General features: G+C 73.3%; 8 protein-coding genes. 2 read left to right on the top strand and 6 right to left on the bottom strand.

The window, feature by feature from the left end:
* The first annotated feature begins 73 nt into the window (after positions 1 to 73).
* Together CCN56_RS07070 and CCN56_RS07065 are read left to right on the top strand one after the other, a co-directional pair.
* A complete protein-coding gene (locus CCN56_RS07070) occupies positions 74 to 517 on the top strand; it encodes a Rieske (2Fe-2S) protein (RefSeq protein WP_086824651.1) in 444 nt (147 codons plus the stop codon).
* A 10-nt stretch (positions 518 to 527) separates the two neighbouring features.
* Positions 528 to 1211, top strand: a complete 684-nt coding sequence (locus CCN56_RS07065) for a DNA polymerase beta superfamily protein (protein ID WP_086824649.1) — start codon at positions 528 to 530, stop codon at positions 1209 to 1211.
* A 7-nt stretch (positions 1212 to 1218) separates the two neighbouring features.
* Here CCN56_RS07065 and CCN56_RS07060 read toward each other — a convergent pair whose 3' ends face one another.
* From CCN56_RS07060 to CCN56_RS07030, 6 genes are all read right to left on the bottom strand, one after another.
* Positions 1219 to 2241: an ADP-ribosylglycohydrolase family protein gene (locus CCN56_RS07060; protein ID WP_086824647.1), complete on the bottom strand. Its 1023-nt coding sequence runs from the start codon at positions 2239 to 2241 to the stop codon at positions 1219 to 1221.
* Entirely contained in the window at positions 2238 to 2975 is a 738-nt protein-coding gene (locus CCN56_RS07055) for an NUDIX domain-containing protein (protein ID WP_086824645.1), read from the bottom strand. Before CCN56_RS07055 ends, CCN56_RS07060 begins: the two co-directional genes overlap by 4 nt.
* Entirely contained in the window at positions 2972 to 3931 is a 960-nt protein-coding gene (locus CCN56_RS07050) for an AAA family ATPase (protein ID WP_086824642.1), read from the bottom strand. Before CCN56_RS07050 ends, CCN56_RS07055 begins: the two co-directional genes overlap by 4 nt.
* Before the next feature lie 276 nt (positions 3932 to 4207).
* Positions 4208 to 5452, bottom strand: a complete 1245-nt coding sequence (locus tag CCN56_RS07040) for a pseudouridine synthase (RefSeq protein ID WP_086824640.1) — start codon at positions 5450 to 5452, stop codon at positions 4208 to 4210.
* Entirely contained in the window at positions 5452 to 6045 is a 594-nt protein-coding gene (scpB, locus tag CCN56_RS07035; RefSeq protein WP_041128513.1) for an SMC-Scp complex subunit ScpB, read from the bottom strand. The genes CCN56_RS07040 and scpB overlap by 1 nt, the downstream gene beginning before the upstream one ends.
* Positions 6042 to 6959, bottom strand: a complete 918-nt coding sequence (locus CCN56_RS07030) for a ScpA family protein (RefSeq protein ID WP_373412834.1) — start codon at positions 6957 to 6959, stop codon at positions 6042 to 6044. Before CCN56_RS07030 ends, scpB begins: the two co-directional genes overlap by 4 nt.
* Positions 6960 to 7059: the final 100 nt, after the last annotated feature.

The following is a 7059-nucleotide window of genomic DNA, read 5'->3' as shown; positions in this document are numbered from 1 at the left end:
CACCCGGAGTAGGCGGCGGGGGCGGGCAGGCGTGTTGCGAGCCGCGGCAGCGATGCGCGACGAAGCTGGCCGCATGACCACGAGCGCCACGACCCGCCGTACCGTCCTGGTCGCCGCGGCGACCCTGACGACGGGCTGCGGGTCCGACGGCGGGGGCGACGGGAGTACGAAGACGAGCGCGCCGGCCGTCAGCGAACCGGCCCCGACCGGCACGGCCACGCCGAGCGGCCCCGCACCCCTGGCCAGGACCTCCGAGATCCCGGTGGGCGGCGGCACGGTCTTCGCCGAGAGGAAGGTGGTCGTGACGCAGCCGGCGGCGGGCGAGTTCAAGGCGTTCTCGGCGATCTGCACCCACCAGGGCTGCACGGTGAACAAGGTCGAGGACGGCACGATCGACTGTCCCTGCCACGGCTCCAAGTACCGCATCGCCGACGGGTCGGTGGCGGCCGGCCCGGCCCCTCGCCCGCTCCCGGCCGAGCGGATTATCGTCTCGAACGAAACGATCACTCTCGCGTAATCTGCCGGGCATGACTCCGGAAGAGCTGGTGCGCGAGCACACGATCTACTCCTGCGTGATGGGCTCGCGCGCCTTCGGTCTGGCGACCGAGGACAGCGACACGGACGTACGGGGTGTGTACCTCGCCCCGACGCCGCTCTTCTGGCACTTCGACAAGCCCCCGGCGCACGTGGAGGGCCCGGGCGAGGACCAGTTCAGCTGGGAGCTGGAACGCTTCTGCGAGCTCGCCCTGCGCAACAACCCGAACGTCCTGGAGTGCCTCCACTCCCCCGTGGTCGAGCACGTCGACGACTGGGGCCGCGAGCTCCTCTCCCTGCGCGGCGCCTTCCTGTCCCGCCGGGCCCACCAGACCTTCGTCCGGTACGCGGTCGGGCAGCGCCGCAAGCTGGACGCGGACGTCCGCCAGTACGGGCATCCGCGCTGGAAGCACGCCATGCACCTGCTGCGGCTCCTCACCAGCTGCCGCGACCTGCTGCGCACGGGCGAGCTCCGCATCGACGTCGGCGAGGACCGCGACCGCCTCCTCGCGGTCAAGCGCGGCGAGGTGTCCTGGCCGGAGGTGGAGTCCCGGATGAACCGCCTCCAGGAGGAGGCGGACCGCGCCCACGACTCGACCCCGCTCCCGGCCACCCCGGACGAACCCCGGATCCAGGACTTCCTGACCCGCGCCCGCCGCGCCTCGGCCCTGGCCTAGCTCCGGCTCACGCGTCCCAGAGCGCGCCGAAGGTCAGCAGGTCGCTGCGGTACTCGACGCGCTCCGCCCACTCCTTCGGCCAGGCGTCCGCACCGAGGTGGGCGCCGGCGAAGGCGCCCGCGAGGGCGGCGATCGAGTCGGAGTCGCCGCGCGTGCAGGCGGCGCGGCGCAGGGCGGTGAGGGGCTCGTCGGGGAAGAGCAGGAAGCAGAGCAGGCCGGTCGCGAGGGCCTCCTCGGCGATCCAGCCGTCGCCGGTGTACTCGCAGGGGTCGAGCTCGGGATCGGCCGTGCGCTGGACGGCGTCCAAGCGCTCCAGGACGGCCAGGCACTCGTCCCAGCCGCGCTGGATGAAGTGGAGGGCGCCGGGGTCCTGGGAGCGGGTCCACAGGTCGCCGAGCCAGTGCTCGTGGTAGCGGGAGCGGTTCTCGTACGCGTACGAGCGCAGCTGCCCGACGAGCCCGGCCGGGTCCACGCCCTGCGCGAGCAGGTACACGGCGCGGGCGGTGAGGTCGGAGGCGGCGAGCGCGGTGGGGTGACCGTGGGTCAGGCCCGACTGGAGCTGCGCGGCACCGGCCCGCTGCTCCTCGCTCAGCCCGGGGACGAGCCCGATGGGCGCGACCCGCATGTTGGCGCCGCAGCCCTTGGAGTGGATCTGGCTGGCGTCCTGCCAGGGCATGTCGGTCATCAGCAGCCGACAGGCGGCCAGGCAGGTGTTGCCGGGGGCCCGGTTGTTCTCCGGCGAGCGGTACCAGTCGACGTACTCCTCCCGCAGAGGCCCGACGAGCCGCAGCGGGGCCAGCACGCCCCGGTCCATCGCCGTGCGGATGCCACGCGCGAAGGCGAGGGTCATCTGGGTGTCGTCGGTGACGCGGCCGTTGCCCGGAAGCGCCAGCTGCCGCCACGGGCCGTACCAGTCGATGATCCGCGGCACGTCGCTGAACTCCGTGGGCCGGCCCAGCGCGTCCCCGAGCGCGAGCCCTATCAGGGAGCCGGTCGCGGCCTGCTTGGTCGCGTGTCGTGTGAGGTTCATGCGGGGCGTCCTTCCGGTCGCAGGAGGGGCGGGTGGAGGGTGGTGGCCCCGCCCGCCCGGTAGAGAGCGGCCGGTTTCCCCCGTCCGCCGGTGAGGCGCGGCGGTCCTTCCACGGCCTGGACGAAGCCGGGCGTGGTGAGGACCTTGCGCCGGAAGTTGGGGCGGTCGAGCTCGACGCCCCAGACCGTCTCGTAGACCTGCCGCAGCTCGCCGAGGGTGAACTCGGGCGGGCAGAAGGCGGTCGCGAGGCAGGTGTACTCCAGCTTGGCGCCGACCCGTTCGTGGGCGTCGGCGAGGATCCGGTCGTGGTCGAAGGCGAGGTGCCCGTGCGTCCCGTACGGGATCCACCGGGCCTGGGCCGCGTCGCCGCCGCCGCGCGGTTCGGGAGGGTCGGGTACGAGCGCGGTGAAGGCGACGGAGACGACCCGCATCCTCGGGTCGCGGTCCGGTTCGGTGTAGGTGCGGAGCTGTTCGAGGTGGAGTCCGGCGACGGTGGTTTCGGAGAGTCCGGTCTCCTCGGCGAGTTCGCGGCGGGCGGCCCGCTCGGCGGACTCGCGGGGCAGGACGAAGCCGCCGGGCAGGGCCCAGGATCCGGCGTACGGATCCTGGCCGCGCTCGACGAGCAGGACGTGCAGGCGCTCCTCGCGGAGGGTGAGGACGGCGAGGTCGACGGTGACGGCGAACGGCTCGAAGGCGTACGGGTCGTAGCCCTCGGGGGCCTGGTGGGCGGTCATCGGCGCTCCGGCAGGGGGTGGGCGAGGTACGGGCCCTCGGCGAGCAGATGGTCGACGGCGGCGACGGCGGCCGCGAGCCGCTCCTCGTGGGGTCCGGTGAGGACGGCCGTGCGGCGGCCGGTGTGCGCGAGCTGGGTGAGGAAGCGGGCGGTCATCCAGGGCCGCAGCTGCTCCTCGTCGCCCTCGCAGGGGACGCCCCGGTGGTCGGTGAGCAGCCAGAGGTGCTGCCGGCCGTGGGCGGCGATCTCGCCGACGGCGGGGCTGGTGGTGCCGAAGTGGCGCTCGTACCAGATGGTGGCGGCGAAGGCGTCGGTGTCGCAGAAGAGGACGGGCGAGCCGTCCCGGGCGGCCTCCTCCTCCCGTTCGGCCCGGCGCTGGGCGATGACGGGGAGGTCGGAGGGGCGCAGGGTGGGCTCGAACGCGCCGGGCTCGCTCCCGTACTCCGGTACGCAGCGGGTACGGGCCCAGACGCCGCCGCGCCGCCGGTAGTGGTCGGCTAGGGCGCGGGCCATGGTGGTGGTGCCGGTGGACTCGGCGCCGAGGACGACGACGCGCCGGGTGAGCGCGGCCCGTACCGGCGGCTCCAGGAAGTCCCAGAAGGCGGCGGGGTCCTCGCGTACGGCGATGTCGGAGAGGGACGGCTCGCAGTCGACGAGAACGGTCTCGGCGCCGAGGCGGCGGGCGAGGTCGTCCCCGTACGGCTCCGAGGCGAAGACGGCGTCGACGCGCTCGGGGCCGGCGTACCCGTCGTCGACGGCGCCGGACACGAGGACGTCCGGGTGGATCTCCCGCAGCCAGGCGACCCGGTCCTCCACGGGCAGGGCGTCCAGGGAGGAGCCCCGGACGAGCACCGTGACGCGCTCGCAGCGGTCGCGCGCGGTGCGGACGAGGTGGTGGTGGCCGGCGTGCGGCGGATGGAACCCGCCGGGGACGAGGCCGTGGCCGTAACGCGTCATGGCGTGACCCCCGCCGTGGGCAGCCATGTCCCCTCGGTGCGCGTCGTGCGGCACACCGGGAGGACGTCGAGACCTGATCCACCCCCGTGGGTCCAGGTCCACCGGCTGTACACGGCGGGACTCACCTCCGATCTCTTTAAGAGTCATCCTGACTATAAAGCGTCGCGGTCGTCCCCCACAAGGCCCATCGGGCCCCGGGGCCCGGCCCGGGCTCCGGACGCGGAGAAGCCCGTGACCGCCGGGCGGTCACGGGCTTCTCACGGGTGGCACACGGCCTTACATGCCGACTTCCTTCATCAGCATGCCGACCTCGGTGTTGGTCAGACGGCGCAGCCAGCCCGACTTCTGGTCGCCCAGGGCGATCGGGCCAAAGGCGGTGCGGACCAGCTTCTCGACCGGGAAGCCCGCCTCGGCGAGCATCCGGCGCACGATGTGCTTGCGGCCCTCGTGGAGGGTGACCTCGACCAGGTAGTTCTTGCCGGTCTGCTCGACGACGCGGAAGTGGTCGGCGCGCGCGTAGCCGTCCTCCAGCTGGATGCCTTCCTTCAGGCGCCGGCCGACCTCGCGGGGCAGCGGGCCGGTGATGGCGGCCAGGTAGGTCTTCTTCACGCCGTACTTCGGGTGCGTGAGGCGGTGGGCCAGCTCGCCGTGGTTGGTGAGCAGGATGATGCCCTCGGTCTCCGTGTCGAGCCGGCCGACGTGGAACAGCCGGGTCTCGCGGTTGGTGACGTAGTCGCCGAGGCACTGGCGGCCGTCCGGGTCCTCCATGGTGGAGACGACGCCGGAGGGCTTGTTCAGCGCGAAGAAGAGGTACGACTGGGTGGCGACGGTCAGGCCGTCCACCTTGATCTCGTCCTTCTCCGGGTCGACGCGCATGCCCTGCTCGAGGACGATCTCGCCGTTGACCTCGACGCGGGCCTGCTCGATGAGCTCCTCGCAGGCGCGCCGCGAGCCCATGCCGGCACGGGCGAGGACCTTCTGCAGCCGCTCGCCCTCCTGCTCGGCGCCGGGGAAGGTCTTCGGGAGCTTGATCTCGGGCTTGCCGGCGTACCGCTCCCGGTTGCGCTCCTCCGCCCGGGCGTCGTACTCGCGCGAGCGGGCGGGCGCCGTACGGCCGCCGCCGCGCTGCGGGGACTGCCGCGGGCCGCCCTTGGCGCCGCCGCGCGCGGCCGCGCCACGCCCGCGCTTGGGGGCCTCCGAGGAGCCGCCGGGGCTGTAGCGCTCGTCGTAGGTGCGCTCCTCCGGGCGCGCCTTGCGCGGGCTGGAGCCGGTCGGCCGGCCGCCGCCCTGACCCGGACGCCCGCCGGCACCCTGGCCGGGACGCCCGCCGCCCTGGCCCGGGCGTCCGCCGCCCTGGCCCTGACGGTCGTCGCGGCTGTTGCCGGCGCCGCGGTAGTTCCCGCGCCCGCCGCCACCGCCGCTGTTGCCGCGGCCTCCGCCGCTGCCGCCGCGGCCGCCGCTGTTGCCACCACGGCTCCCGCCGTTGTTTCCGCTGCTGTTCCTGCCGCTGCTGCTTCGCATCAAAGTTCCGTCTTGTCGTCTACGTCTGCGTCCGGGTCGAACGACGGGACGCCTTCCAGGGAGTCCGGCTCGACCGCCTCGGCCTCGGGGAGGAAGGGGGCGAGCTCGGGGAGTTCGTCCAGGCCGCGCAGGCCCATCCGCTCCAGGAAGTAGTTCGTCGTCCTGTACAGGATCGCACCTGTTTCGGGTTCCGCGCCCGCCTCCTCCACGAGACCCCGCTGGAGGAGGGTCCGCATCACGCCGTCGCAGTTGACTCCGCGTACCGCCGAGACGCGGGAACGGCTGACGGGCTGGCGGTACGCGACCACCGCGAGGGTCTCCAGGGCCGCCTGGGTGAGCCGAGCCTGCTGCCCCTCCAGGACGAAGGCCTCGACGGCGGGGGCGAAGGCGGCGCGGGTGTAGTAGCGCCAGCCGCCGGCCACCCGCCGCAGCTCGAAGCCGCGGCCCTGGGCGGTGTACTCGTCGGCCAGCTCGTGCAGGGCGTCGGCCACCTCGCGCGGGGTGCGCTCCAGGACCTTGGCGAGGTGGGCCTCGGTGGCGGGCTCGTCGACGACCATGAGGACGGCTTCGAGGGCGGGCTTGAGGTCGCTCATGCGGTGGCCTCCTGGTCGAATTCGTCGGTCACGGCCGCGGACGGGTCGGTCTCGCCGCCTGTCCAGGAGACCACGAGGTCCCCGAGGGCGGTCTCCTGGTCGAGGGCGACGGCCTTCTCCCGGTAGAGCTCCAGGAGGGCGAGGAAGCGGGCGACGACGGTGAGGGTGTCGTCGGCGTCCTCGATCAGCTCCCGGAAGACGGCCGTCCCGCGCTCGCGGAGCAGCGCGACGACCACGGCGGCCTGGTCGCGGACGCTGACGAGCGGGGCGTGGATGTGGTCGACGTACACCTGGGGCTCGGCCTTGGGCTGCATGGCCTTGACGGCCAGCTTGGCGAAGCCCTCGGCGCCGATGGAGATGACGACCTCGGGGAGCAGCTCGGCGTGGTGCGGTTCGAGTCCGACGGTACGGGGGTGACGGCGGCCCTCGGCCTCCCAGCGCTCCTCGAAGATCGCGGCGATCTGCTTGTACGCGCGGTACTGGAGGAGCCGGGCGAAGAGCAGGTCGCGGGCCTCCAGGAGGGCGAGGTCGGCCTCGTCCTCCACCTCGGCGGCGGGGAGCAGCCGGGCGGCCTTGAGGTCGAGCAGGGTGGCGGCGACGACGAGGAACTCGGTGGTCTGGTCGAGGTCCCCGTCGGGCCCGAGGGCCCGCAGGTGCGCCATGAACTCGTCGGTGACCTGGGAGAGGGCGACCTCGGTGACGTCGAGCTTGTGCTTGGTGATGAGCTGGAGGAGCAGATCGAAGGGCCCCTCGAAGTTGGAGAGCCGCACGGTGAACCGCCCGTCACGGCCCTCGGGCCCCGCGAGGACACCGCACCCGGCGACGGGCCCGAGGGCCGTGACGGGCGGTTCACCGTGCGGCTCTCCAACTTCGAGGGGCCCTTCGATCTGCTCCTCCAGCTCATCACCAAGCACAAGCTCGACGTCACCGAGGTCGCCCTCTCCCAGGTCACCGACGAGTTCATGGCGCACCTGCGGGCCCTCGGGCCCGACGGGGACCTCGACCAGACCACCG

The sequence above is a fragment of the Streptomyces sp. NRRL B-24572 genome, assembly GCF_002156145.1.
In the GTDB taxonomy this organism is placed as follows: Bacteria; Actinomycetota; Actinomycetes; order Streptomycetales; family Streptomycetaceae; genus Streptomyces; species Streptomyces vietnamensis.
Note: the sequence above shows the minus strand (reverse complement) of the source record. Positions and strands in the feature narration are given on the sequence as shown.

Bases quoted from the DNA above. Each gene is read 5' to 3' on its own strand.
- CCN56_RS07060 (WP_086824647.1), bottom strand. From the start codon at position 2,241: ATGAACCTCACACGACACGCGACCAAGCAGGCCGCGACCGGCTCCCTG.
- CCN56_RS07070 (WP_086824651.1), top strand. From the start codon at position 74: ATGACCACGAGCGCCACGACCCGCCGTACCGTCCTGGTCGCCGCGGCG.
- CCN56_RS07055 (WP_086824645.1), bottom strand. From the start codon at position 2,975: ATGACCGCCCACCAGGCCCCCGAGGGCTACGACCCGTACGCCTTCGAG.
- CCN56_RS07050 (WP_086824642.1), bottom strand. From the start codon at position 3,931: ATGACGCGTTACGGCCACGGCCTCGTCCCCGGCGGGTTCCATCCGCCG.
- CCN56_RS07065 (WP_086824649.1), top strand. From the start codon at position 528: ATGACTCCGGAAGAGCTGGTGCGCGAGCACACGATCTACTCCTGCGTG.
- scpB (WP_041128513.1), bottom strand. From the start codon at position 6,045: ATGAGCGACCTCAAGCCCGCCCTCGAAGCCGTCCTCATGGTCGTCGAC.
- CCN56_RS07040 (WP_086824640.1), bottom strand. From the start codon at position 5,452: ATGCGAAGCAGCAGCGGCAGGAACAGCAGCGGAAACAACGGCGGGAGC.